Origin of the sequence: Bradyrhizobium barranii subsp. barranii (assembly GCF_017565645.3) — a bacterium.
GTDB lineage: Bacteria > Pseudomonadota > Alphaproteobacteria > Rhizobiales > Xanthobacteraceae > Bradyrhizobium > Bradyrhizobium barranii.
Map to the genome: position 1 here is coordinate 7,253,441 of NZ_CP086136.1, position 26,500 is coordinate 7,279,940.

A 26,500-nucleotide genomic window follows, 5' to 3' on the forward strand; every position below is an offset into this window, starting at 1 on the left:
CGTGATCAGGAATACTGCATCACGCCGTCGTCGATCTTGCCAAAGCGCAAGGAGACGATGTCGAGCGCGTAGTTCTGGTACAGCCGCCATGGCTGCTTCGAGCCCTGCTTCGGCATCTTCGCGACCGAGCGCTGCACATAGCCCGAGGTGAAATCGAGCGACGGCTGCGCGGTGATTTCAGGGTCGTCATTGTGCGGCATGCACTGACGGAAATTGTGCCGGTCCATGTAGTTGATGAGCCGGCAGACATATTCGCAGGTGAGATCGCATTTCAGCGTCCAGGACGCGTTGGTGTAGCCGAAGGCTGACGCCATGTTCGGCACGTCGGCATACATCATGCCCTTGTAGGTCAGCGTGTTGGCGAAATCGATGGCGCGGCCGTCGACGCTGATTTCGAGACCGCCGACGACCTGGAGCACCAGCCCCGTCGCGGTGACGATGATGTCGGCCGCAAGCTCGCTGCCATCCTTCAGGCGAATGCCGTCGCGCGTAAAGGTGTCGATCTCGTTGGTGACGACGGCGGCGCGCTGCTCGCGGATCGCCTTGAACAGGTCGCCGTCCGGCACGAGGCAGAGCCGCTGGTCCCAGGGATTGTAGCGCGGCGTGAAATGGGTCGCGACGTCGTAGTCGGGGCCGAGCGCCATCTGCACCCCCTTGAGCACCAGCTCCTTCACCTTGGCAGGCCGGCGCCGGCTGAGCTGGAAGAAGAACATCCCCCACATCACGTTGCGCCAGCGGATGACATGATAGGCAAGCCGCGTCGGCAGATTGCGGCGCAATTTGTTGGCCACGGGGTCCTGCGCAGGACGCGACACCACATAGGTCGGCGAGCGCTGGAGCATGGTGACCTGCGCCGCCTTCTTGGCGAGCTCCGGCACCAGCGTCACTGCGGTTGCGCCCGAGCCGATCACGACGACGCGTTTTCCCGCGCAGTCGATGTCCTCGGTCCATTTCTGCGGATGCACGATGCGGCCGGCGAAATCTGCCACGCCCGCAAACTCCGGCGTATAGCCCGCCTCGTATTTGTAGTAGCCCGAGCACATGAACAGGAAATTGCAGGTGAAGCGCACGAGCTCGGTTGCGCCCTCGCCCGTAATGCGCTCGGCCTCGATGGTCCAGCGCGCATCCGGCGTCGACCAGGACGCGCGCTTGACGCGATGGCGGAAGCGGATGTGCGTCTCGATGCCGTTCTCGGCTGCTGTCTCGCGCACGTAATTCAGGATCTGCGGCCCGTCGGCGATCGCCTTCGGATCGGTCCACGGCTTGAAGGAATAGCCGAGCGTAAACATGTCGCTGTCGGAGCGGACACCGGGATAGCGAAACAGGTCCCAGGTCCCGCCGATGCAGTCGCGCCCCTCGAGAATGACGTAGCTCTTGCCCGGGCACTTGCTCTGAAGATGATAACCCGCGCCGATGCCGGACAGGCCGGCACCGACGATCAGCACGTCGAAATGTTCTGCGGCTTTCGCCATGGCGTTCTCCCCGGCACAGGATGGGCGACGCCGTGCCGAATTGCAACCGTCAGGCGGTGGCAGCACCGTAGACAAGGGCTGTGTCGAAATACTCGTAGAATTCCACTGCCTTGCCATCCTTGAAACGCCAGAAATCGACCTTCGGGGTCTCAGCGATCTTCCCGGTCCTTTTGTTGGTCCAGGCACATGAGCCGCGCGCGAAAACAGCGTCGCCCTGCGCGACGTATTCATTCATGGTGTAGTGCTGCATGCTCCAGTCAGCCAGCAGACCGTCGAAATAGCCACGCAGCTGCGCGCGGTCGTCATAACACTTGGCAAAGGGCACCGCCGGAGCCCCCTGCGGAAGCGAGTCGAATTTGATCTGCGGGCCGATGACGCTGTCGAACCAATAGTCGACGCTCCCGCCTTTGCTGTCGTTCCACCGACGATAGGCTTCTTTGAGCAACTGAACGTTGGCTTCGCTGGACATCGCATTCCCTCCATATGCATTTGACAATGAACGTGGGAAACGCGGCCACCCGCTTCAGAAGTGGCGGGCTTGTTTTGGCTCTACCTCCGAGCGTAGCACAATGAGTCTACAAAAAAAGGCCCCGGATCGCTCCGGGGCCTTCTTGTCGCAGCTGGATGCGATCTCAGTAGCGGTAGTGGTCCGACTTGTACGGACCTTCTTGCTTCACGCCGATGTAGTCGGCCTGGTCCTTGCGCAGCTCGGTGAGCTTGACGCCGATCTTGGCGAGGTGCAGGCGCGCGACCTTCTCGTCCAGCGACTTCGGCAGCACGTAGACTTCCTTCTTGTACTTGCCGTCCTTGTTGTTGGCGAACAGCTCGATCTGCGCCAGCGTCTGGTTGGTGAAGGAGGCCGACATCACGAAGGACGGATGGCCCATCGCGTTGCCGAGGTTCACGAGGCGGCCTTCCGACAGCATGATGATTCGGTGCTTGTCGGGGAATTCGATCTCGTCGACCTGCGGCTTGATGTTGGTCCACTTCAGGTTACGCAGACCCGCGATCTGGATCTCGTTGTCGAAGTGGCCGATGTTGCAGACGATGGCGCGATCCTTCATCGCGCGCATGTGCTCGATCGTGATGATGTCCTTGTTGCCGGTCGCGGTGACGAAGATGTCGGCGCGGGGCGCGGCGTCTTCCATGGTCACGACCTCGTAGCCTTCCATCGCGGCCTGGAGCGCGCAGATCGGATCGACTTCCGACACCATCACGCGGCAGCCGGCCTGGCGCAGCGACGCGGCAGAACCCTTGCCGACGTCGCCGAAGCCCGCGACCATCGCGACCTTGCCCGACATCATCACGTCGGTGCCGCGACGGATGCCGTCGACCAGCGATTCACGGCAGCCATAGAGGTTGTCGAACTTCGACTTGGTGACGCTGTCGTTGACGTTGATCGCCGGCCACAGCAGCGTGCCGGCCTTCTGCATGTCATAGAGACGATGCACGCCCGTAGTGGTCTCTTCGGAAACGCCCTTGATGCTCTTGGCGATCTCGGCGAAGTAGCCCTTCGGCTTCTCCTTGAGCTGCTTCTTCAGGAGCGCGAAGAAGACTTCCTCTTCCTCGGAGCCGGGCTTGTCGAGGAACGCGGTGTCGCCGTTCTCGGCGCGCAGACCGAGATGGACGTACATGGTGGCATCGCCGCCGTCATCGAGGATCATGTTCGGGTGACCGTCGCCGTGCCAGTCGAACAGTTTTGCGGTGTAGTCCCAGTATTCGGCGAGCGTCTCGCCCTTGACCGCGAAGACGGGAATGCCGGCGGCCGCGATCGCAGCCGCGGCGTGGTCCTGCGTCGAATAGATGTTGCAGGAGACCCAGCGAATGTCGGCGCCGAGGGCTGCCAGCGTCTCGATCAGCACGCCGGTCTGGATCGTCATGTGCAGCGAGCCGGCGATGCGCGCGCCCTTCAGCGGCTGCTTCGGGCCGAACTCCTCGCGGGTGGCCATCAGGCCGGGCATCTCGGTCTCGGCCAGCGAGAGTTCCTTGCGGCCGAAGTCGGCGAGCGAAATGTCCTTGACGATGTAGTCGGTGAAGCCGGGCTTCGCATTCATAGCGGAGGTCCTGTTGTTGAATTGGTCGTTCCGGGTCGCCTTAGAAAGGCGAACCCGGAATCTCGACATTATGGATAAGGATCCCGGGTTCGCCGCTGTCGCGGCGCCCCGGAACGACGTTGGTGATCAGAGCGCGCGCTTGAGCGCTTCGACCAGGTCGGTCTTCTCCCAGGAGAAGCCGCCCTCGTTGTCGGGCGTGCGGCCGAAATGGCCGTAGGCCGAGGTGCGCGCGTAGATCGGGCGGTTGAGGTCGAGATGGCTGCGGATGCCGCGCGGGGTGAGATCCATCGCCTTGGCGGCGGCCATCTCGAGCTGGTCCTCCGACACCTTACCGGTGCCGTGGGTGTCGATGTAGATCGACAGCGGACGCGCGACGCCGATGGCGTAGGCGAGCTGGAGGGTGCAGCGATCGGCGAGACCGGCCGCGACGATGTTCTTGGCGACGTAGCGCGCCGCGTAAGCCGCCGAACGGTCGACCTTGGTCGGATCCTTGCCGGAGAACGCACCGCCGCCATGCGGGGCCGCGCCACCATAGGTGTCGACGATGATCTTGCGGCCGGTCAGGCCGGAATCGCCGTCCGGACCGCCGATGTAGAACTTGCCGGTCGGATTGATGTGCCAGATGGTCTTCGGCGTGATCCAGTCCTTCGGCAGCGCCTCGCGGACATAGGGCTCGACGATGTCGCGGATCTGCTTCGACGAGATGTCCTCGACCAGATGCTGGTGCGACACGACGATCTCGCGCACGCCGACCGGCTTGCCGTTCTCGTACTGCACGGTGACCTGGCTCTTGGAGTCCGGACCCAGCACCTTCTCGCGGCCGGAGTGACGCGCTTCCGAGATGAGGCGCAGGATCTTGTGGGCATAGAAGATCGGCGCCGGCATCAGATCAGGCGTCTCGTTGGTGGCGTAACCGAACATGATGCCCTGGTCGCCTGCGCCCTCTTCCTTGACCTCGCCCGGCTGCAGCGCATCGACGCCCTGCGCGATGTCGGCCGACTGCGGATGCAGCAGGATTTCGATGTCGGCCTTCTCCCAGTGGAAGCCGTCCTGCTCGTAGCCGATGTCCTTGATCGCGGCGCGCACGACGCCTTCGATCTGCTCGTTGGTAACGGATGCGGGACCTCGGGTCTCGCCGGCGATCACCACCTTGTTGGTGGTCGCGAGCGTCTCGCAGGCCGCACGGATCTGCCACGGATCGATGCCGGCTTTCGGCCCTTCGCGGTAGAACAGATCGACGATTTCATCGGAGATCCGGTCACAGACCTTGTCGGGATGACCCTCGGACACGGATTCGCTGGTGAAGAGATAGGACGCGCGCATCAGTAACCCCTTGTTCCGCCGTTAACATGGCGGGCGTTTGCGATGTTTAACCTTGGATTATGTCAATCACGCCGTCGCGAGATGACGTAGGACTCGTCGAGAAACCAGAGCCCGTTGTACTTCCGCAGCACGTCCCGGGCGGCATCCAGAGTGCGGCCGTTTTGAGTCATTTCTGTCAATCGGTCGTCCTCGATCTGCGCCACATACACCGCCGCATTCCACGCTGCAAAGGCCGTCGAGGATCCGATGGTACCCGTCACCTCGTTGGGCAGCGCTTCCATATCATACCTGAAGATCGAACGGTTGTCCGCATAAGCATTAAAATTTAGGTCCCGGCCCAACGACCCAAGCTCGTACTTCACGGCGCGCAATAGCTCATGACGGCTGACCGCGAAAGGATTTTCTCCAGGCCAGATCGCCTGGATCATTTCCATGCCGGGATCGTGACCATGGGAGTGGATTCCGATCAGCCGCCCGCCCGGCCGAAGCGCCCGCGCCAGCGGTGCAATGATCCGCTTTGCCCGGAAATTGACCGAGGACAGGGCGCGGTAGGGCTGGGATGCAATGACCAGGTCGAAATTGGCCTCGGCCTGGCCCGGCCGCGGAATGGTCGAATCCAGCAGGAACCTGTGGTCCTCGCGGTAGAGCACCAGGACGACGGGCCGCTCGTAGAGCGGCATGGCCGTGCGTGGGCTGATCGCGGCGCGCCAGTTCTGCTCCAGGAACGGCCTCAACTCGGCGATCTGCTGCTCGAACTCGCCTGACGAGGCGCCACGTAACGGAACCTCGTGCCAGACGGTGGCCGCCGCCGCCGCAGGCGATGCCGGCGTGAGCCAAGGCGCCTCGGAGTAGAACATGTTGGTGAACACGAACACCGACGCCGGATGCTCGAAAATGCGGTCCGGGACCCTCTCCAGCGTCAGCCGCAGGTCCTCGAGACTGAGCTCCTTGCCGGCCACGTAGAACGGCATGTGCGGGTAGCGCTGGTGCGTTGCGCGCAGCACCCGGGCCAGCACCGTGCCGTCGCCGACGCCTGCGTCGAAGATGCGCAGCGCCGGCGGGCGCGGATGGATGCTGGCGAGTTCCAGCGCGACGCGCTCGGCGACCACCCTCTTCTCGCTGCAGGTATGGACGAACAGCAGGTATTTTTGCCGGTTCTCGAAGAAACGGAAATTACCGCGCGGATCGCGTTTTTCCGGGGGTACCTGGAGTCCCCGCGGCGGCGGCAGGCCGCCCGTCGTCGATGCGGCGATATAGGCCTGGATCCGCTCCAGCGTGTCGATCGTGATGCGCTTTCCCTCGCGCAGGCGATGGACCAGCTTCCCATCGTTCACCGCGCGCCGGCCAAACGTCGATTCCGCCATGTCCGCCTTGCGGCAGAACTCGGTGATTTGGCTAAGGATTTCGTCGTTCTTCATGAGTGGGAAAGCGGTGGGCAGAACTGTTGGGACCAGCGTCGTAGCAAAATCTGCCCACTGAGGGAATACCCTCTCTTGGCTTTACCCCACGTCCAATGACGAGCGCGTGAACCCCGGCGCACCGCCGAGCAACAAACAAGCGCTTCTCCTTCAAGGGACCATCGCCATGCGCCGCCTGCTCGTCGCGCTCTGCCTGCTCACAGCAACCCTGTGGGCCGCACCCGCCTTCGCGCAGGCGCGGAGCCAGCTCGGGCCGCTCTGCACCACCGACACCACGCCGCCAGACCAGATGATCGACGCCTGCAACAAGATCGTCGCGCTGAAGGTGTTTCGCGGCGAGCAGCTCGCGACGATCTATTTCTGGCGCGCGGTGGGCTGGAACAAGAAGGGCGACTATTCGAAGGTCATCGCCGACACCACCGAGGCGATCCGGCTCCAGCCGAGCCAGGCGGTCTACAATCTCAGGGGATCGGCCTATTACGACAAGGGAGACTACGACATCGCGATCGCCGATTTCGACGATGCGCTGAAGCTCGGCCCGCCTGATGGCACGATCTTCCACAATCGCGGCAACGCCTGGCGCGGCAAGGGCGACTACGCCAAGGCGATCGCCGACTACGATGCCACGATCAAGCTGCAGCCCAAATCGACGTTCTCGTTCCAGAATCGCGGCATTGCGAAGGAGGCGCTCGGCGATCTCGACGGCGCGCTTGCCGACATCAACCAGGCGATCCGGCTCGACCCGACACTGCCGCAGCCGCTGATCAATCGCACCGCGATCTGGCGCGTGCGGGGCGATCTCGATCGCGCCATTGCCGATGGCAGCGAGGCGATCCGGCTTGCGAAAGAGAAACCGCCCGTCAACATCATGACGCCGCCGAACAGCGTGCTGATATCAGGCTATATCCACCGCGCGCTGGCCTATGAGGCGAAGGGCGACTACGCCCATGCGCGCGACGACTACAAGGCGACGCTGGCGATCGTGGCTTCCGATGCCGGCAGCAAGGCCAACCAGGCCACCGCCAAGGTGCGGCTGTCGCTGGTGACGGATGCGCTCACACCCATCCCGCGCGATCCGCCGTCACCGGCGACGCAGCCGGCCCCGCATCAAACGGGCGCGGCGCCTGCGCCCTCGCCTGCCCCGGTGACGCTCGGCAAGCGCCTGGCACTGGTGATCGGCAACGGCGCCTATGCGCATGTCAAGGCGCTGCCCAATCCGGCCAACGATGCGCGTGCCGTCGCCAGGAGCCTGCGCGACATCGGCTTCACGGTGTCGGAGGGCATCGATCTCGACCGCGCAGCGATGCAGAAAGTGAGGCGCGACTTCCTGCGCGAGGCGGCGCGGGCGCAGGTCGCGTTGGTCTACTATGCCGGCCACGGCGTGCAGGTCGACGGCCGCAACTATCTCATTCCCGTCGACGTCGACCTCAAGCCGGGCGCGGGCATGACGGAGGCGATGATTGACATGGACACGATCATGGCCGGCCTCGACGATCAGGTCCGCACCAACATTTTGATCTTCGATGCCTGCCGCAACAATCCGATGGCGCAGCAGGTCGCAGCCGCCGGCACCAACCGAGGCATCGAGGGCGCTTCGGGCCTCGCAGCGCCAACAAGCCTGGGCGCCGGTGCAACGCTGGGCGCGGGCACGCTGATCGCGTTCGCCACCGCGCCGGGCCAGGTCGCACTCGATGGCGAAGGCGCCAACTCGCCGTTCTCCGCCGCCCTCTCCCGCCATCTCGGCACGCCGGGGCTGGAGGTTCAGCAGATGCTGACGCGCGTGCGGGCGGAAGTGGTCTCGAGCACGAAGAACAAGCAGGTGCCGTGGTCGAACTCGTCGCTGCTGGGCGAGGTTTATCTGGCGGAGAAGTGAGGGCGGGTAAGCGCACTGGTTTTCGAGGGTGTGACGCTGCCCGCCACTCACTCGGTGTCATCGCCCGACTTGATCGGGCGATCCAGTAATCCGAGACGCCAGTGATTCACCGAGAAGACGCGGCGTACTGGATTCCCCGCTTTCGCGGGGAATGACAGCAGCCATGTGGCAAACTTAGTTGCCCCACACTTCCTTGGCGATCTCGACCGCAAGGCCGAGCTTGGCCCACTGCTCTTCCTCGGAGAGGATGTTGCCTTCCTCGGTCGAGGCAAAGCCGCATTGCGGGGACAGCGCGAGCTGCTCCAGCGGTGCAAACTTGGCGGCCTCTTCGAGACGACGCTTGATGTCATCCTTTTTCTCGAGCTCGCCGAACTTCGAGGTGATGACGCCGACCACGACGACCTTGTTGCCCTTGGGCAGGAAGCGCAGCGGCTCGAAGCCGCCGGCGCGGTCAGAGTCGTATTCGAGGAAGTAGCCATCGTAATTGGTGCCGGCCAGCATGGTCTCGGCCACGGGCTCGTAGCCGCCCGAGGAGATCCAGGTCGAGCGGAAATTGCCGCGGCAGACATGCGTCGTCACCACCATGTCGGCCGGCTTCTCGGCCAGCGCGTAATTGATGACGCGCGCATAGATCTGCTGGAGACCCTCGGGATTGTCGCCACGCTCACGCGCCTTCTGCAACTCGTCCTGCGAGCAGAGATACGCCCACACGGTGTCGTCGAACTGAAGATAGCGGCAGCCGGCATCGTAAAACGCCTTCACGGCCTTGCGGTAGGTCTTGCCGAGGTCTTCGTAGAACGCGTCGAGATCGGGATAGACGTCCTTGGAGATCGCCTTGCGGCCGCCGCGGAAGTGCAGCACGGCCGGCGAGGGGATCGTCATCTTGGCGGCGACGTGGGCCTGGTCGGCGGACTTCTTCAGGAAGCGGAAGTGATCCAGCATCGGATGGTCGTCGGGGAAATCGAGCTTGCCGATCACGCGGACCGCGTCATGCCGCGTCTCGACGCCCGCGAACTGGATGCCCGTGTCCGGGTGAAACATTTCGCAGCCGGTGAGCTTGGCCAGGAAATCGAAATGCCACCAGGAGCGGCGGAATTCGCCGTCGGTCGCGAGCTTCAAGCCGATCGAGGCCTGCTTGTGCACGACCTTCTCGATCTCCATGTCCTCGATCTTGCGCAGATCGTCGACCGAGATCTCGCCCTTCTCGAGCCTGGCGCGGGCTTCCTTGATCTTCGCGGGACGCAAGAGGCTGCCGACCTCGTCGGCGCGGAAGGGGGCTTTGGTTCGCTGCATTTTCTACTCCCGGGATATTTTAGTGGGCCGCCGCCCCTGCGACGCCGAGGTGGCGTTCGAGGACCGACGGGTCGGCCTTCAGCGCGGCACTCGGGGCGTCGTGGACGATCGTTCCGCGCTCCAATATCACAACACGGTCGGCGAGCCCCAGAATCTTTTGCGCGTTCTGCTCGACGATGATCGAGCAGATGCCGCCCGCCCGGGTGATGCTGCCGATCGCCTTCAGAAGCTCCTCGACGATGATGGGGGCGAGGCCCTCGGTCGGCTCGTCCAGCAGCAGAACCTTCGGGTTGAGGGTCAGCGCCCGGCCGATCGCCAGCATCTGCTGCTCGCCGCCGGAGAGCTGGTTGCCGAAATTGCTCCGCCGCTCCTTCAGCCGCGGGAACATCTCGTAGACCCTCTCGACCGTCCAGGGGCCGGGCTGCGCCACCGCGGTCATGTTCTCTTCCACCGTCAGCGAGCGGAAGATATTGCGCTCCTGCGGCACCCAGCCGATGCCGGCCCGCGCCCGCTGATCGGGCCGCAAGCTCGTGACATCGGTGCCGGCCAGCGCGACCGAACCGGAGAAACGGCGGGTCACGCCGACGATGGAGTTGATCAGCGTGGTCTTGCCGGTGCCGTTGCGGCCCAGCAGCGCAAGCACCTGCCCCTCGGCGAGGCGCAGGGACATGTTGGGCAGCACCACCGCCTCGCCATAGCCGGCGCGAAGTGCGTCGATCGCGAGCAGGTCAGACATTGACCGCCTCCTCGCCGAGATAGACGGCCTTGACCTGCGGGTCGCGCGCGACCACGTCGGGTGGACCTTCTGTGAGCAGCGCGCCCGAGACCAATACCGAGATGCGGTCGGCGAAGGAAAAGACGAGGTCCATGTCGTGCTCGATCAGCAGCACGGTGACGTCGCGCGGCAGGCTGCCTACGACGGCGAGAATGTCGTGGCGTTCGCTCTCGGGCACGCCGGCGGCGGGCTCGTCGAGCAGCAGCACGCGCGGCTTGACGGCGATCGCGACCGCGATCTCGAGCAGGCGTTGCTTGCCGTAAGGCAGCGTCACGGTCTCTTCGTTCATGACGTCGAGCAGATGGAAGCGCCTCAGGAGATCGGCGATCTCGCCGTTGACGTCGCCCCGCGTGCCCATCCGCCGCCACCAGTCGCCGCCATGGCCGAGGCGCTCGGAGACGGCGAGGCCGATGGTCTCGAGCGGGGTCAGGTCGGGATAGAGCTGGTTGATCTGGAAGGTGCGCGACAGGCCGCGCAGCACGCGCTTGTGCACCGGAAAATCCGTGATGTCCTGGCCTTCGAGCAGGATCCGGCCCGAGTTCGGCTTGAGCACGCCGGTGAGCTGGTTGATCACAGTGGTCTTGCCGGCGCCGTTCGGGCCGATCAGCGCGTGGCGGGCGCCCTGCTCGATCTTGAGCGACAGGTCCCGCGTCACGCGCAGACCGCCGAACTGCTTTTCGAGATTTTGGGTTTCGAGCGCGATGGTCATGCGTCGCTCTCCGGCACGGCAACGACGGCCTTGCGTCCGGCAACCTGCTTGATGACCAGGTTCGGCACGTACAGCATCCAGCGATGCAGGCGCTGGCGGCCGACGAGCACGATCACGACCAGCACGAGACCGATCCAGAACTGCCAATATTGCGGGGTGATGGTGGAGAACAATTCCTGGAGCATACGGAACACCACCGCACCGACCAGCCCGCCATAGAGATATCCGGTTCCGCCAATCACGAGCACCAGCATCAAATCGGCCGAACGCTCGAAGGCGAACACGTCGAGGGAGGCGATCGCCGTGGTCTGGGTGAACAGCGCGCCCGCGATGCCGGCATAGAACGCCGCGAGCGTGTAGATCGCGATCAGGCGGCGGTTGACGGGGATGCCGATGGCGGCGGCGCGCAGCGGATTGTTCTTGATCGCGCGCAGCGACAGGCCGAACGGCGAATGCACGACGCGGCGGGCGAACAGGAACAACAGGAACAGCACCGCCAGCGAGTAGAAAAAGCCGGTCTTGCCGAACATGTCGAACGCAATCTCGCCGAAGATCGGCTGCATCTCGATGCCCTGAAGGCCGTCGGTGCCGCCGGTGATGTTAGAGAAGCGCTCGGCGAGCGCTTCAAGCAGCAGCGCGATGCCGAGCGTGACCATCAGCCGGGTCAGATCGACGCCGCGGATCACCAGGAAGCTGGTGGCGAAACCCAGCACCATCGCGGCAAGGCCGGCGACGATCAGCGCGAGCACGGGCTCGTTGATGATGCCATGCAAGGCGAGAAGCCCCGCGGCGTAGGCGCCGACGCCGAAGAAGGCGGCGTGGCCGAGCGAGACGATGCCGGCATAACCGAGGATGAGATCCAGCGACATCGCAAACAGCGCCAGCCGCAGGATGTCGGTCATGATCAGATAGCGCGTGGGAAATGCGAAGCCGCAGGCCAGCACGACCAGCCAGAAGGCGACTTCGCCATAGTGCCAGCGTGCCTGGCGCCGGGCGTGATAACCGACGTCGGAGGAAGCGCTCATCGGCGGCCTCAACGCGCGGCCGTGCGGCCGAACAGGCCGTTCGGGCGCCAGATCAGGATCACGATCATCATGGTGTAGATCACGAAGGGGCCCATCTTCGGCACGTAATATTTGCCGGCGACGTCGCCGATGCCGAGCAGGAGCGAGGCCAGGAACGGCCCGGTGATCGAGGACGAGCCGCCGACGGTGACGACGATCAGGAAGTAGATCATGAACTTCAGCGGGAAATACGGATCGAGGCCGAGGATCTCGGCGCTCAGCGCGCCGCCGAGGCCGGCGAGCCCGCAACCGAAAGCGAAGGTGAAGGCGAACACCTGCGGCACGTTGATGCCAAGGCCGCTCGCGGCACGGGGATCATCGACCGCGGCGCGCAGCCGGCTGCCGAACCGGGTCTTGGCCAGCACCATCTGGAGACCAATGGTGAGCAGGCCGCAGATCACGATGATCATCAACCGGTAGCGGCCGATGCCGACGCCGAACACGTCGAACTGGCCCTGGAGCGCAGCCGGCAAATTGATGAACACCCGCGACGAGCCCTGGATGTAGTCGACGGCCGCGACCGACATGAACGTGAGACCGATCGTGAACAGCACCTGGTCGAGATGGCTGCGCGCATAGAGATGGCGGTAGAGCGTTCGCTCCAGCACGATGCCGATCGCAGCCGACGAGACGAAGGCGAGCGGCAGCGCGGCGAAGAACGGCCAGCCCATCCGATTGACCAGGACCATGCAGACATAGCCGCCGGCCATGGCGAAGGCGCCGTGGGCGAGGTTGACGAAGTTCATCAGGCCGAGCGTGACCGCAAGCCCGCAAGCGAGCACGAACAGCAGCATGCCGTAGGCAACGCCATCGAACAGGTTGGTGAGGATAGAGGTCATCGTCTCAGCTTGGAGTTATCGTCATGGCCGGGCTTGTCCCGGCCATCCACGTTCTTGTCCGGGCTTTGCGTGGATGCCCGGGACAAGCCCGGGCATGACGCAGAGTGTAGCTCACGAGATCCCGGGGTCGCGCTAATGCGCGCCCCGGGATGCCCCGCTTTCGCGGGTCACTTCTTGGTCTTGCCGAGATCCTTGACGGCTTCGAAGGTCGCGAACTCGACATTGTAGAGCTCGCCGTCGACCTTCTCGACTTTGCGGATGTAGATGTTCTGCACGATGTCGCGGGTCTCGGGGTCGATCGAGATCGGGCCGCGCGGGCTTTCCCACTTCTGGCCCTTCATGGCTTCGACCAGCTTGGTGCCATCGGTGTCGCCGTTGGTCTTCTTCAGCGCCTCGTAGATGAGGTGGATGCCGTCATAGCCGCTCACGGCCATGAAGCCCGGGCGGTTGCCGAAGGCCTTCTTGTAGGCCGCGACGAAATCCTTGTTCATCTGCGAGGGATGCGCCGCGGAATACAGATGCGCGGTGACCGTGCCGAGCACGGCGTCGCCCATGTTGTTGAGCAGGTCGTCGTCGGTGACGTCGCCCGGTCCGATCACCTTGATGCCGGCCTTGTCGAGGCCACGCTCGGCATACTGCTTCATGAAGTTGCCGCCCTGGCCGGCCGGCACGAACACGAAGATCGCGTCGGGCTTGGCGTCCTTCATGCGCTGGAGGAACGGCGCGAAATCCGGATTTGCGAGCGGCGTCTTCACCTCTTCGACCACCTCACCGCCGCCGGCGGTGAAATTCTGCTTGAAGAAGTTCAGCGCGTCGTTGCCCGGCGCGTAGTCGGAGGTGAGCGTCGCCACCTTCTTGATGCCGTTCTTCACCGCCCAGTCGGCGATGATGGTCGACGACTGCGCCAGCGTGAAGCTGGTGCGCACGATGTAGGGCGAGCGCTCGGTGATGATGGAGGTGCCGGCCGCCATCACGACTTCCGGGATCTTGGCCTGGGTTGCGAGCGGCGCGGCCGCGAGCGCGGCCTGCGTCACGCCGAAGCCGGCGATGAAATTGACCTTGTCGTTGACGATCAGCTCCTGCGCGGCCGTCTTGGTCTTGTCCGGAATCGCGGCGTCGTCCTTGAGGATGATCTCGATCTTCTTGCCGGCGACGGTGTCGCCCTTCTGCTGCATGTAGAGCTTGATCGCGTTCTCGATCTGCTTGCCGGTCGAGGCCTGGCCGCCGGTCATCGGCAGGATCAGGCCGACCTTGACGGTGTCCTCGGCCTTGGCCGGCACGATGGCCGCGAGGCCGGCGATGGCGGCCGCTGCTGCGGTCCAAGAGACCTTGTAAGAAAACGTCTTCCGTTCGAACATCAGATGTCCCTCCCCTTCATTCCTGACCTCTTGTGCGCCGGACCGAGTGCCCGGTCCTTGGCTCAACCTTAGCTCACGCACGCGCGATGTCGCGCCACATGGCGTCTTTCGCGCCCTTATTGTCAATCGGACGTTTGGCGACCATTCGGCGCAAGCCGCGCGTCCCGATTGCCGACGACGGGAGCGATGCCGTGGTTACGTCGGGGTAACCCGAGCCCCCGATCCTGGCCGCTCCTATTTGTACGATTGTACAAATAAAATGGACCTGTCAACGAAAAAGCCCCGCCGCCGACCAAGCCAGTTTGTCGCGTGCCCCTTGCCACAGTCTAGAAAGCGACCAGACGCGTGGATGGAGGATTTCGTCTTTCTTTTGCAGAATTCGGACACCGGCGAGTCTTCGGTTCAGCGCAAATCGGTAGCTAATTACCTACCTCGAATAAGTCTATTTTACCTTGTTGAAGACTACTCTTCCCGCGCCAGCCTAACCCGGCGTCCAACCTGACTGAATTCGCGCGCGCACAATGCTCAAGCCCTTCCGCTCCGTCCTCACCCTCTTTGCGCTCGCCGCGGGGCTGTCCGGCTGCGGCACCGTCAACGAAAAGCTCACCGCCGGCATGGGCGACTACGTCCCGCAATGGGCCGGCGGCCTGCCGGCCGACGCACCGCCGCGGCCCGGCACGCCGCAATACGACGCCTACATGAAAGAGCGCGAACGCAAGCGGCTGCTGCCGGCGGCGGATCGCGAGAAGGAAGAGCAGGCGCAGAAGGGTGCGACGGGGTCCACGTCGGGCGGCGCGGTGCGCTGAGGCACAACAACGATCTCGCTGTCATTCCGGGACGCCTCGCAGAGGCGAACTATGGTGCGCAATTGCGCACCCGAGAATCTCGAGGTTCCGGATTCGCGCGTCGCGCGCTCCGGAACGACGGGCAATCAATCCATGAACACCACGGTCTTGCGGCCGTTGAGGATGACGCGGTCGTCGAGGTGGTAGCGGATCGCGCGGGCCAGCACGCGCCGCTCGATATCGCGGCCCTTGCGGACGAGATCCTCCGGCGTGTCGCGGTGGCTGATGCGCTCGACGTCCTGATCGACGATCGGGCCTTCGTCGAGGTCGCGCGTGACGTAATGGGCGGTAGCGCCGATCAGCTTGACGCCGCGCTCATGGGCCTGGTGATAGGGCTTTGCGCCCTTGAAGCCCGGCAGGAACGAGTGGTGGATGTTGATGCAGCGGCCGGAAAGCTTGGCAGAAAGATCATCCGACAGGATCTGCATGTAGCGCGCGAGCACGACGAGATCGGTTCGGGTCTCGGCGACGAGATCGAGGATCTGCGCCTCCTGCTCGCGCTTGGTCTCCTTGGTGACGGGCAGATGGTGGAACGGGATTCCGCCGAAGTCGAGCCCGGCATAGACCTCGCGCGGATGGTTGGAGACGATTGCGGTCGGGACCATCGGTAGCTCGCCGGTGCGCCAGCGATAGAGGATGTCGACCAGGCAGTGGTCGGACTTCGACACCAGCAGCATCACCTTGCGATGCGCGGCACGGTCGCGCATCTGCCACTCCATGCCGAAACGCTCCGCGATCGCGGCAAAGCCGGTCTGGAGCGCCGACAGCTCCACGGCGAGATCGGCCGCGGTGAACACCACGCGCATGAAGAACTTCTTGGTCTCGATGTCGTCGAACTGCTGGGCATCGAGAATGTTCTGTCCGTTATGGGCCAGGAAGGTCGACACCGCTGAGACGATGCCGGGACGATCCGGACAGGACAGGGTCAGGACATATTGATGATCGGGCATGGCTCTTGATGAAGGTTTGGGCAGCGACTGCGGAACGACCCGCGATTTGCGCCCTGCTCTATCACCGACCCCGCCCTCGCGCCAATCCCAAGACTTGATCCCAAAGACTTGCGTCAGCATAAAGCGCGGAGTCAGGATGAACGGACCATTGCAATTTACCGCCGGAGCACACCCATGGCCGACCGCTTGAACGGCTACCGCATCCTGATCCTGGAGACGCGCGAGGAGGCGCAGTTTTCAAAGCTTCTGGCGGAGCAAGGTGCCGATGTCGTGCAGTGCCCGATGTTCACTATTCACGACGCGCCCGATCCCGCCCCGGTCGAGGCCTGGATCCGCCGCGCCATCGACCAGCCCTTTGACGATCTCGTGCTGATGACGGGCGAAGGCCTGCGGCGGATCATGAAGCTCGCGCGGAGCCGTGGTCTCGACCAGGCTCTGGTCGCAGCCCTCGCCAAATCGCGAAAATTCACTCGCGGCCCGAAGCCCGGCAAGGCGTTGCGCGAGATCTCCCTCGATGCGCAGCAGACCACGGAGAAGCCGACCACCGAGGGCGTGATCGAAATACTGGGCAGGCTCGACTTGAACGGGCGACGCGTCGGCCTTCAGCTTTATCCGGACAAGGACCACAGCGCACTGACCGGCGCACTTGCCGCGCAAGGCGCCGATGTCGATACGGTGCTGCCTTATGCCTACGACTCAAAGGCGGCGGACGCCAACATCGTCGCCGCCATCGACGACATGGCCGAGGGGCGGATCGATTCCATCGCGCTGACCAATCTTGGCCAGGTCCGCCGCCTCGTGGAAGCCGCGAAGGCACATGGCAGTGAGGCGAAGTTGCGCGCAGGGTTGGAGCGGACGCTGATTGCGTCGGTGGGTCCCGCGGTGTCGGGAGAGCTCGCCGCCCATGGCCTGCGCACGGACATCGCACCGGCGGAAGACCACTATTTCATGCGCCCGCTGATCTCGGCGATGGCGGCAGCGCTCGCCGAGAAACGGCCGAAGGTGGCGGGTTAGTCACCAGCCGACGATGCTTAGCTCGCCACCTGCGAGGCGGCCGACATCAACTCCTGAGGGCTCGGAGCCCCGAACATGCGGTGGCCGCCTTCAGGAACCTCGGTAAAGGTCCAGCGCACGATCCCCTCGCGATCGAGCAGGAACTGGCCGAACAGCTGGCCCTGGCCGGTTGCCGCCATGCGCTGATCGGCCTCCATCATCTCGTAGCCGTCCTTGTTGTTGAGGTACTCGGCAGCCGCCAACCGATTCATCGACCCCGACGTTTCGCCGGGCACCTCCACCTGCATGCTCTTGACGACGTCCATACCCACCTTGCGCGGCCACTCGGTTTCGTTCTCCGTAAACTCGATAGTGGGCAGGCCGAACGCGCGGTGCGAGACCCGCTCGGGGTCGGACGCGGCGAGCAGATTGGGCAAGGGATGATAGCGGAAGTAGAGCCGCGCGCGCTCGATGGGCGTGTTCACGACCGTGAGACTTTCGACGCCCTTGTCGCGCAGGGCTGCGTCAAGTTGCGCCTGTGCCGCGATGTGGCGCCGACAGAACGGGCAGTGCAGCCCGCGAAACAAGCCGATCAATATCGGGCTATGCCCGCGAAAATCCTGGAGCGCGATCGTTCCATCGCGTGTGATCGCGTCCAGCACGATGTTCGGTGCGCGATCGCCCGGTTGAAGCGGTCCGTCGACATGAAGTTCTGACATGGTTGAACTCCTTCATATGACCTAGTCAAGAAATGGCAGTACGATCAGCCCGGCGGGATCAAGCCCGTGGCGGGCGCAGACATCATGCGCCAGCGCGAAATATCGGTCGGCCTCGGGCATGTCGCCTCGATCAAGGCTCAGCGTGGCGAGACCATCATAGCATGGAAAGAGCTGCTGCGGTTCGCCGGTTTCGTTCGCCACCTCGATTGCCTCATTGTAGCAAAGGGCGGCCAGATCGGGGCGGAAGTGGCATTGATGGATTTGCCCGAGAACGATCAGGGGCACAGAGAGATGTTCGCGCTGATCGAGTGCCCGGTCGATTTCGATCGCCTTCTCGGCAGCCGGCACGCCTTCCTCGGTACATCTGTCCGTGAAGGTGCAACACGCAACGGCAAAATTGGCAAGGAGGCGTGCCTGGAAGCCGAGATCCCCGATCCGACGCGCGACATCGAGTCCACGCCGGCAGACCTCCACGGCTTTCGCCGGGTCGACAATCGTGTAGAGCACACCGAGATTGGTGTAGCCGCGGCAGGCTACGTTAAGGAAGCCGGCTGTTTCGGCGGCCGCAACACTTTGCTCCACCTCGCGCACTGCCTCCTCGTGTCGTCCAAGCCGCGCCAGCGCAACGCCCTTGGTGTTGAGGGCCTCCGCAATCGCACGTGCGGCCTCGGGCCCACTCTGCTCGTCCGCGTCCGCCGGTACGGACCGTGCATAGCCGAGCGCCTCGTCCGCCCATCTTGCGGCGGCGACGTGATCGCCGGTCCGAAACGCGAGACGGCCGCGCTCCTGCAGGAGATGCGCCCACTCGATGGGCGCGTCGGTCCCTCCAAGCAGGTTGGCCGCCTCGGCGTAATGCGTCTCTGCCTTGATCCGCTTGCCGGCGTCCCACAGCAATCGGCCAAGCTTGCGAAGAATTCGTGCTTCGCCGATACCGTCCTGTAAGGCGCGGTGCCCCTCCAACGCGCTCTGATAGTGCTCCTCGGCTGTGTTCCGGCGGCCAGCCGCGCCACAAAGGTCCGCAATCCGCTCGTACAGGACCAGACGTTCCGGCTCCCGTTCGCCGCCGGTCAACAGTACGGCGAGGGCCTGTTGGTAGAGACGGATGGCATCATCGTTCGCATAGCTCGCGCGTGCCCGATCGCCGGCCGCGCGCAGATAGCGTGCGCCTTTCGGCTTGCTCGCGCTCAGACTGAAGTGATGTCCGAGCAGTATGAGATCTTCGAGGCGCTCGGGCTCATGGCCATAGAGCCTCTCCAGCGCCCCGCCGATCCGTCCATGAAGCTCGATCCGGCGCTGCAGAAGCAGGTTTTGATAGATCACGTCCTGAAGCATGGTTTGCGTGAAGCGGTAGGTTCGCAGTGAAATCGAGTTCGCGCCCGCGATCTCCTCGATGATCTCCGCGTCGCACAGAAGCTCGAGCCCTGCTTCAACCCTTGCTGGCTCGGTTGCCGCCGCACCGAGTGCAACCGCATCAAAACGCGGGCCGATCACGGCGGCCTCCTGTGCCAGGCGGCGCACCTGATGCGGCAACCGGTCGAGACGCGCCAGCAACAACGCCTGAATGCTTGCCGGAATATCGGCGGCCGCTTCATCCGACTTGATCCGCCACTGCGCGCCGTCGCGCTCGAGGGTGCCGACTTCGATGAGGCCGCGTATGATCTCCTCGAGGAAAAGCGGATTGCCGCCGGCGCGATCGAGGATTCGACCGAACAGACCTCCCGGCGGTTCACGCCAACCGTGACTGAAATAGGCCGCGAGCAGCTCTTGTCCGTCGGCGTCGCCAAGCGGGGGCAGCCGAAGGGTTGTGTGACTGATCCTGCTCGAACCGAACTGGTCCAGTTCCAGCATCGGCCGATGCGTAAACAGCAGCATCAGCCGCGTCCGCTCCAGTCGGTCCATCAGGAACCGCAACGCTTCAAGCGAGACCGCATCGGCCCAATGCAGATCCTCGACGATGATCAGCAGTGGCGACAGTGCCAGGCGGCGTTCGAAGACGGTGCGAATCGCGAAGAATATCTGCCGGCGGAGCTGTTCGGGCTCGACATGCCTGAGGGCGGCGTTGGGGTCGCCGAGGCCGAGGACGTGCAGATAGAGGGGCATCAGGCGGTCGGCCTCGTCGGTCGCGAGGCCAAGCTCCGACAGCGCTTCGGCGACCTTCGCCTCCGCCTCTACGGCGCCCGCCTTCTGCGCGATGCCATAGGCGCTACGCAGCACGGCGGCGAGAGTGCCGTAGGATTGTTCGCCGAGCGGCGAGCACGCCGCGTGCCGGATCGCCACGCCGGCGAATCGATCCTGGTCGCGGATGCGCGCGACGAACTCGCTGACCAGGCGCGTTTTCCCGATGCCGGCTTCGCCGACCAGCCGCACCAGTTGAGCCGCGCCGCCGCACGCGCGATCAAGGCTGCCGATCAGGCGCGCAAGCTCGGCGTCGCGCCCGATCAACGGCGCATTGAGGCCCAGCGTGTCGAGACCGCGCGCCGCACGGGGCGTGTCGAGCGGCTCCTTCAGACGGTGGACCAGCACGCTGCCCATCTTGCCCTTGAGCGAGACCTCGCCAAGCGAGTCATAGGAGAACGCATGCCGCGTCAGACGGTGGGTCAACGGCCCGACCAGCACCTCGCCCGGAGCCGCCATCGACTGTAGTCGCTGGGCGGTATTCACCGTGTCGCCGGTCACCGAATAGGATTTGGAAACACCCGCCCCGAGCCCGCCCGCGACGACGTGCCCTGTGTTGATGCCGACATGGAGCAGCAGCGGTGAACCGGCATACGCCTCCGCGCGTTCGCTGAGGCGCGCCGTCCGGCCGATCATGTCGAGGGCAGCGCGCATCGCCCGCTCCGGGTCGTCCTCGTGCGCCGCCGGCGCACCAAACAGAGCCAGCAGCGCATCGCCGATGAATTTGTCCACGAAGCCGCCAAAGCTTTGCACCGCGGCCGTCAACTCCTCGAACAATTCGTTTTGAAGCGTCTGCATGACCTCGGGGTCGAGCCGCTCGCTCATCGCAGTGAAGCCGCTGAGGTCAGCAAACAGCACGGTGATGGTGCGGCGGTTCGCCTCGCTGTCGATCTTGTCCGACGGAGCTCGAAATGCGGCTTGAGCCTCCTCCGCCGGCACGAGCGGCGGAGAGGAGGACTGGATCGGGAGCGTCGTCTGGCTCGTCCGCGCCGATGTCTGCCCGCCTGTGGGGACCTCAGCGACGAAGGCACCGCATTTCGGGCAATAGGCGAAATCCGGCGCGCATGGAAAGCCGCAGCCAGGGCACGCGTTCGGCTGCTTCGTGCCGCACTTCGGGCAGAAGGCAAAGCCGCTCTGGACCTCTAAACCACAGCAAGAGCAGTTCATGGGTCAAGACCTCGCGGAAGCCGCGATGGCGCGAGTTCCTGGACCTGCCGAATGGGCCCAGGAACCAGGCAAGCATGGGCTCGTCACACGGGAAGAGCAAGCGGTGGTTGATCACCCGCTCCGTATCGGCTAGGCGACGAAGCGATGCTGCGGGCGCACTGGCGCACCGCAAATCGTCGGCAGGCATGGCGGCATGCGGTAGCGCCAATTGACAGAGGCATGGCCGGGGCTACCCTGCCAACAGAAGAACAAAAATAAGGGGGAATCGCCGTGAAACCCGTCATCGCATCTTGAGCACATCCGCACTCGCGCCATTCCGCATCCGCAATTATCGCTTCCAGTGGCCGTCCGATCTGCTCACCTCGTGGGCGTTCGAAGTGGAGACGCTGGTGCTCGGCTGGTACATCATGGTCGAGACGGGCTCCGTGCTGCTGCTCACCGTGCTTGCGTCGCTGCAGTTCGTCGGGACCCTGGTCGCGCCGGTGCTCGGCATGATCGGCGACCGGATGGGTCATCGCGACCTCCTGGTCGTGATGCGCCTTGCCTATACCGCGCTCTCGTCGACCATCATGGTCCTGGCGCTGACCGGTCATTTGTCGCCGCTGAGCGTGATGATCATCGTCGCGCTCATGGGCCTGATCCGCCCCTCCGATCTCGGCGTTCGCGGCGCGCTGCTTGCCGAGATCATGCCGCCCGAGCAACTGGTGGGCGCCATCAGCGTTGCGCGCACGACCCAGGACAGCGCCCGCATCGCCGGAGCGCTGACGGGCGCAGGTCTGTTCGCCGTCCTCGGCATCGGCCTCGTTTATGTGGCGATCGCCTGTCTGTATCTCGCGGCCGCACTTCTCATGCTCTGCCTGACCCGGCCGAAAAGGACCGTCACGACGAGCGATCTTCCGGCGAACAGCCACGCGGTCTCGCGATTGCTGGGCGACCTCAAGGAAGGGATCGTCTATGCCTGGAACGGCCCGGGAATGCGCGCGGCGCTGTGCGTCGCCTTCCTGGCCAATCTCACCGCATTTCCCTTCACCGGCGGACTATTGCCCTACATCGCGCGGGACATCTTTCATACCGACCAGACCGGCCTCGGCTATCTCTCGGCGAGCTTCGCCGTGGGCTCGCTGATCGGCTCCATCACGCTCAGCCTGGTCAGCGGACTGCGCATTGCCCGGCTTCTCATCGGCGCAACGCTGGCCTGGTACGCCATGCTGCTGGTGTTCGTCGAGATCAGGACCATGCCGGTGGCGATGGCCTGCCCCGTTCTCGCCGGCATCGCCCAGAGCATGTCGATGATCTCAGCTGCCGTGATCCTGATGCGGACGGCGAGCGCACACCTGCGCGGCCGCGTCATGGGCGTCCGCATGATGGTGATCTACGGCCTGCCGCTCGGATTGCTCGCGGCCGGTAGCCTGATCGACATCATCGGCTATTCCGCGACGGGCTCGCTCTACGCCGCCGCAGGCTTCATCGCGATGCTGGCGATCGCGATCCGCTGGCGCGCCGACCTCTGGCCGGTCCACGCGCCGGCAAATGCGCGCTAGTCCCCGTAGCCGCGCAGCCGCTCGACATCCAAAATGGTGACGCCGCCATATTCGAGCCGCAGCAGCCCCTCCTTCTCCAGCCGGTTCAGCGCGCGGTTGGCGTTCTGCCGTGACATGCCCGAGAGCGCCCCGATCTCCTCCTGGGTGATTTCCAGATGCGCGGTCGACTCGGGATAGAGGATCGGATTGAACAGCGAGGCGATGCTGCGCGCGAGGCGTGCGGTGGCATCCAGCGTGCGGTTGACCTCGAGCATGCCGATGAACTGGCCGAGCCGCTCGTTGAGCTGACGCACCAGGAAGCGGTTGAAGCCGACGCTGTTCTCGAACAGCCACATGAAGCCGCTGCGTTCCATCAGCGCGACGCGGCTGTCGCGCAGCGCGACCACGTCGTAGCGGCGCGGCTCGTTCTTAAGCACGCTGCCCTCGCCGAACCAGGCCCCGGCCGTCAGCCCCGCAAGGCTCGTCTCCTTGCCGTCGCGCGAGACCCCGCCCATCCGTGCCAGGCCGCTCACCATGCCCGCCCAATAGCTGAACGTATCGCCGCGCATGAACACGGTCTCACCGGTGCGGTAGGACCGTTCCGTGATCCCGGTGCGGGCGACCTCGATCTCCGCGTCCGTGAGCTCGCGCGACCAGGCGGCGACCCGCTTCAGTTGATCCTCTGAAATCATGATGCCGAAGCCAGCCGCACCGTTCGCCACCCAATCTCTCTGCTGCACTGCAACACGACCACTTCGACCACCATCCGACGAAAGAAAGGCCACTCCCGCCTGAAAAAACTTTGTCGCAGAATTGTCAGGCGGGAGACATTTCAAAATAGCGCTTTCCCCTATTGAGGACCACCTTGGGCGATGCGGCTTTTGATCCCGATCGGGAGCAAGAGTGGCGCGGCGCCGGTCGAGACCAATAGCTGCATGGCCTCACCGGCACGGCCGTACTAGGATCGCCCGACAGGAACGGATGAAGAGCGCCGCTGAATGCGCCATCACCGGGAGGGATTTGTTTGGTGGCTACCAGTCTCGAAGTGCGCGGCGTGTCCTTGCGATTCGGCGGCGTCCGTGCGCTGACCGATGTCAGCTTTGCCATCAATGACGGCGAGCTGTTCTCGATCATCGGCCCCAACGGCGCCGGCAAGACCTCGATCGTGAATTGTATTTCCGGTCGCTACAAGCCGACCGAGGGCCAGCTGTTCTACCGCGGCCGCGACATCACAGGGCTGACGCCGAACGCGCGCCCCACGCTCGGCATCGGCCGCACCTTCCAGAATCTGGCGCTGTTCCACCACATGAGCGTGCTCGACAACATCATGGTCGGGCGCCATCACCTCCTGAAGAACAATTTTCTCACGGGATCGCTGTACTGGCTCACCGGCGCGCGCAAGGAGGAACTCGAGCACCGCCGCAAGGTCGAGGAGATCATCGACTTCCTCGATCTCCAGTCGGTGCGAAAGGCGCAAGCCGGCACCCTCTCCTACGGCCTGCGCAAACGCGTCGAGCTCGCCCGTGCCATGGCGCTGGAGCCGCGCCTCATTCTCCTCGACGAGCCAATGGCCGGCATGAACTTCGAGGAGAAGGAGGACATGGCCCGCTACATCGTCGACCTCAACGAGGAGTTCGGGATGACGGTGGTGATGATCGAGCACGACATGGGCGTGGTGATGGACATCTCCCACCGCGTCATGGTGCTCGATTTCGGCCGCAAGATCGCCGAGGGCGATCCGGCCGCCGTGCTCGCCGATCCCCACGTCAGGCGCGCCTATCTCGGCGAGGAGGACGAGGTGCTGGTCGACCCGGACGATGCTCCGCCAGCGCAGGAGAGTGCGGCATGATGGATTACGCGGGCCGCGTCGCGCAGGCCGACACCTATCCGAAGATGCTGCGGCTCAATGCCAGGGAGCACGGCAACGAGATCGCGTTGCGCGAAAAGGATCTCGGGCTCTGGCGCGTCTTCACCTGGAATGACTACCATACCCGCGTACGCGACTTCGCGCTCGGCCTCATCGAATTGGGCCTGGGGCGCGAGGACGTCATCGGCATCATCGGCGACAACCGGCCGGACTGGGTCGCGGCGGAAGTGGCAACCCACGCCATCGGTGGATTGAGCCTTGGGCTCTATCGCGACGTGCTGGACGAGGAAGCCTCCTACCTCCTCAACTATGGCGAGGCGCAGGTCGTTTTCGCCGAGGACGAAGAGCAGGTCGACAAGCTGCTCGCGCTTGCCGAGCGGGTCCCGCGGCTGAAGCACATCATCTATTCCGATCCGCGCGGCATGCGGAAATACGACGATCCCAGACTGATGTCGGCGGAAGCGTTCGCCGAGCTCGGCCGCGCCACGCGTGAGCCGGAGCTCTACGATCGCCTCGTCGATGCCACCAAGGGCGAGGATGTCGCGATTCTCTGCACAACATCGGGCACCACCTCGCACCCGAAGCTCGCCATGCTCGCCGCCGGCCGCGTGCTCGGCCATTGCGCGACCTATCTCGCCTTCGATCCGAAAGGGCCGGACGACGAATACGTCTCCGTGCTGCCGCTACCGTGGATCATGGAGCAGGTCTATGTGCTCGGCAAAGGCCTCTTGTGCCGGATGAAGATCAACTTCGTCGAAGAGCCTGACACGATGATGAACGATCTGCGCGAAATCGCGCCGACGTTCGTGCTATTTGCGCCGCGCGTCTGGGAATCCATCGCCGCCGACGTCCGCGCCAAGGTGATGGACGCGACGCCTTTCAAGCAGCGCCTGTTCGACATCGGCATGAAAAGCGGCCTCGCCGCGCTCGCAGACGGCAAACGTTCGAGCTTTGCCGACGCAATCCTGTTCCGCGCGCTCCGCGACCGCCTTGGCTTTACCCGCCTGCGTTCGGCCGCGACCGGCGGCGCGGCACTCGGCCCTGATACCTTCAAGTTCTTCCAGGCCATGGGCGTGCCGCTGCGCACGCTCTACGGCCAGACCGAACTGCTAGGGGCCTACACTCTGCATCCCGAGGGCAAGGTCGATCCCGACACGACGGGCGTGCCGATGGCCGACAGCGTCGAGATCCGCATCGACAATGCCGACGTCCACGGCGTCGGCGAGATCGTGGTGCGGCATCCCCACATGTTCCTGGGTTATTACAAGAACCCGGAAGCGAGCGTTGCCGACATCAGGGACGGCTGGATGCTGTCGGGCGACGCCGGCTACTTCAACGATAACAAGCAGCTCGTCGTCATCGACCGCATCAAGGACCTGGCCGAGACCTCGCGCGGCGAGCGCTTCTCGCCGCAGTTCATCGAGAACAAGCTGAAGTTCTCGCCCTATATCGCGGAGGCCGTGGTGCTAGGGGCCGGCCGCGACGCGCTCGCGGCGATGATCTGCATCCGTTACTCCATCATCTCGAAATGGGCGGAGAAGAGCCGGCTCTCGTTCACGACCTACAGCGACCTCGCCTCGCGGCCCGAGGTCTACGCGCTGCTCAAGAAGGAAGTCGAGACCGTCAACGCCACATTGCCGCCGGCGCAACGCATCTCGCGCTTCCTGCTGCTCTACAAGGAGCTCGACGCCGACGACGGCGAGCTCACCCGCACCCGAAAGGTGCGCCGCAGCGTCATCAACGAGAAATACGAAGGCATCATCAACGCGATCTACCGCGGCGATGCCGACATCCCCGTCGACACCGTGATCCGCTTCCAGGACGGCACCACGCAACGCGTGCGAACGACGCTGCGCGTGGTGGATCTCGGCGGGCATGGGCATATGGCGGAGGCCGCGGAGTGAGCCTGCTTCGAACCGAGACCGCGCTGCCAGCCGATGCGCCCTCTCCCCCTGTGGGAGAGGGCATCTCCGCCGCTGGCCACACCCTCGCCCGGGTGAGGGGTCCTCTCTCCGCACCGTCGCTGCCAAGAGAACCCCTCACCCGGCTTCGCTTCGCGAAGCCACCCTCTCCCACAAGGGGAGAG

At 64.4% G+C, this 26,500-nt stretch carries 21 protein-coding genes; 6 read left to right on the forward strand and 15 right to left on the reverse strand.

Features of this window, described 5'->3' with window-relative positions; genetic code table 11:
- Positions 1 to 5: 5 nt before the first annotated feature.
- The 5 genes from J4G43_RS35495 to J4G43_RS35515 all read right to left on the reverse strand — a co-directional run bounded on the left by J4G43_RS35495 (position 6) and on the right by J4G43_RS35515 (position 6,267).
- Entirely contained in the window at positions 6 to 1,472 is a 1,467-nt protein-coding gene (locus J4G43_RS35495) for a flavin-containing monooxygenase (RefSeq protein WP_208087772.1), read from the reverse strand.
- 49 nt (positions 1,473 to 1,521) lie between these two features.
- Positions 1,522 to 1,941, reverse strand: a complete 420-nt coding sequence (locus J4G43_RS35500; protein WP_028151994.1) for a nuclear transport factor 2 family protein — start codon at positions 1,939 to 1,941, stop codon at positions 1,522 to 1,524.
- 163 nt (positions 1,942 to 2,104) lie between these two features.
- Positions 2,105 to 3,526, reverse strand: coding sequence for an adenosylhomocysteinase (ahcY, locus tag J4G43_RS35505; protein ID WP_208087773.1), 1,422 nt, complete (start codon positions 3,524 to 3,526; stop codon positions 2,105 to 2,107).
- 126 nt (positions 3,527 to 3,652) lie between these two features.
- Positions 3,653 to 4,849 carry a methionine adenosyltransferase gene (gene metK, locus J4G43_RS35510; RefSeq protein WP_166099577.1) on the reverse strand — a complete coding sequence of 399 codons (1,197 nt, stop codon included), beginning with the start codon at positions 4,847 to 4,849 and terminating at the stop codon, positions 3,653 to 3,655.
- A gap of 62 nt (positions 4,850 to 4,911) precedes the next feature.
- Entirely contained in the window at positions 4,912 to 6,267 is a 1,356-nt protein-coding gene (locus J4G43_RS35515; RefSeq protein WP_208087774.1) for a hypothetical protein, read from the reverse strand.
- 166 nt (positions 6,268 to 6,433) lie between these two features.
- On the opposite strand from J4G43_RS35515, the gene J4G43_RS35520 reads away from it, so the two are divergent.
- Positions 6,434 to 8,140 carry a caspase family protein gene (locus J4G43_RS35520; protein WP_208087775.1) on the forward strand — a complete coding sequence of 569 codons (1,707 nt, stop codon included), beginning with the start codon at positions 6,434 to 6,436 and terminating at the stop codon, positions 8,138 to 8,140.
- A gap of 174 nt (positions 8,141 to 8,314) precedes the next feature.
- Here J4G43_RS35520 and J4G43_RS35525 read toward each other — a convergent pair whose 3' ends face one another.
- The 6 genes from J4G43_RS35525 to J4G43_RS35550 form a co-directional block, all read right to left on the reverse strand.
- Positions 8,315 to 9,433 carry a cobalamin-independent methionine synthase II family protein gene (locus J4G43_RS35525; RefSeq protein ID WP_208087776.1) on the reverse strand — a complete coding sequence of 373 codons (1,119 nt, stop codon included), beginning with the start codon at positions 9,431 to 9,433 and terminating at the stop codon, positions 8,315 to 8,317.
- Between the two features lie 19 nt (positions 9,434 to 9,452).
- Complete coding sequence (locus tag J4G43_RS35530; protein ID WP_166099597.1) at positions 9,453 to 10,169, reverse strand: ABC transporter ATP-binding protein; 717 nt, start codon at positions 10,167 to 10,169, stop codon at positions 9,453 to 9,455.
- Entirely contained in the window at positions 10,162 to 10,917 is a 756-nt protein-coding gene (locus J4G43_RS35535; RefSeq protein ID WP_208087777.1) for an ABC transporter ATP-binding protein, read from the reverse strand. The genes J4G43_RS35530 and J4G43_RS35535 overlap by 8 nt, the downstream gene beginning before the upstream one ends.
- Positions 10,914 to 11,942 (reverse strand): branched-chain amino acid ABC transporter permease, encoded by a 1,029-nt coding sequence (locus J4G43_RS35540; RefSeq protein WP_208087778.1) that lies wholly within the window; start codon positions 11,940 to 11,942, stop codon positions 10,914 to 10,916. Before J4G43_RS35540 ends, J4G43_RS35535 begins: the two co-directional genes overlap by 4 nt.
- Before the next feature lie 8 nt (positions 11,943 to 11,950).
- Positions 11,951 to 12,820, reverse strand: a complete 870-nt coding sequence (locus J4G43_RS35545) for a branched-chain amino acid ABC transporter permease (protein ID WP_007612509.1) — start codon at positions 12,818 to 12,820, stop codon at positions 11,951 to 11,953.
- A gap of 167 nt (positions 12,821 to 12,987) precedes the next feature.
- Positions 12,988 to 14,178 carry an ABC transporter substrate-binding protein gene (locus J4G43_RS35550; protein ID WP_208087779.1) on the reverse strand — a complete coding sequence of 397 codons (1,191 nt, stop codon included), beginning with the start codon at positions 14,176 to 14,178 and terminating at the stop codon, positions 12,988 to 12,990.
- A 521-nt stretch (positions 14,179 to 14,699) separates the two neighbouring features.
- On the opposite strand from J4G43_RS35550, the gene J4G43_RS35555 reads away from it, so the two are divergent.
- Entirely contained in the window at positions 14,700 to 14,984 is a 285-nt protein-coding gene (locus J4G43_RS35555) for a hypothetical protein (protein WP_166099607.1), read from the forward strand.
- Between the two features lie 125 nt (positions 14,985 to 15,109).
- On the opposite strand, the gene purU is transcribed toward J4G43_RS35555, so the two are convergent.
- Positions 15,110 to 15,973 (reverse strand): formyltetrahydrofolate deformylase, encoded by an 864-nt coding sequence (purU, locus tag J4G43_RS35560; protein WP_166099612.1) that lies wholly within the window; start codon positions 15,971 to 15,973, stop codon positions 15,110 to 15,112.
- Between the two features lie 174 nt (positions 15,974 to 16,147).
- On the opposite strand from purU, the gene J4G43_RS35565 reads away from it, so the two are divergent.
- The gene (locus J4G43_RS35565; protein ID WP_166099615.1) at positions 16,148 to 16,987 is read left to right on the forward strand and encodes a uroporphyrinogen-III synthase; all 840 of its coding nucleotides are present in this window, start codon (positions 16,148 to 16,150) and stop codon (positions 16,985 to 16,987) included.
- Between the two features lie 17 nt (positions 16,988 to 17,004).
- On the opposite strand, the gene J4G43_RS35570 is transcribed toward J4G43_RS35565, so the two are convergent.
- Positions 17,005 to 17,685, reverse strand: coding sequence for a redoxin family protein (locus J4G43_RS35570; RefSeq protein WP_208070465.1), 681 nt, complete (start codon positions 17,683 to 17,685; stop codon positions 17,005 to 17,007).
- A 21-nt stretch (positions 17,686 to 17,706) separates the two neighbouring features.
- A complete protein-coding gene (locus J4G43_RS35575) occupies positions 17,707 to 21,027 on the reverse strand; it encodes an adenylate/guanylate cyclase domain-containing protein (protein ID WP_208087780.1) in 3,321 nt (1,106 codons plus the stop codon).
- A gap of 290 nt (positions 21,028 to 21,317) precedes the next feature.
- Between J4G43_RS35575 and J4G43_RS35580 the strand changes: the two genes are divergently transcribed.
- A complete protein-coding gene (locus J4G43_RS35580) occupies positions 21,318 to 22,568 on the forward strand; it encodes an MFS transporter (RefSeq protein ID WP_210387384.1) in 1,251 nt (416 codons plus the stop codon).
- Here J4G43_RS35580 and J4G43_RS35585 read toward each other — a convergent pair.
- On the reverse strand, positions 22,565 to 23,239 hold the full coding sequence (locus tag J4G43_RS35585; protein ID WP_208089500.1) for a Crp/Fnr family transcriptional regulator: 675 nt from the start codon (positions 23,237 to 23,239) through the stop codon (positions 22,565 to 22,567). The genes J4G43_RS35580 and J4G43_RS35585 overlap by 4 nt on opposite strands.
- 335 nt (positions 23,240 to 23,574) lie before the next feature.
- On the opposite strand from J4G43_RS35585, the gene J4G43_RS35590 reads away from it, so the two are divergent.
- Together J4G43_RS35590 and J4G43_RS35595 are read left to right on the forward strand one after the other, a co-directional pair.
- Positions 23,575 to 24,396, forward strand: a complete 822-nt coding sequence (locus tag J4G43_RS35590) for an ABC transporter ATP-binding protein (RefSeq protein WP_014493868.1) — start codon at positions 23,575 to 23,577, stop codon at positions 24,394 to 24,396.
- Positions 24,393 to 26,318: a long-chain fatty acid--CoA ligase gene (locus tag J4G43_RS35595; RefSeq protein ID WP_208087781.1), complete on the forward strand. Its 1,926-nt coding sequence runs from the start codon at positions 24,393 to 24,395 to the stop codon at positions 26,316 to 26,318. The genes J4G43_RS35590 and J4G43_RS35595 overlap by 4 nt, the downstream gene beginning before the upstream one ends.
- Positions 26,319 to 26,500: the final 182 nt, after the last annotated feature.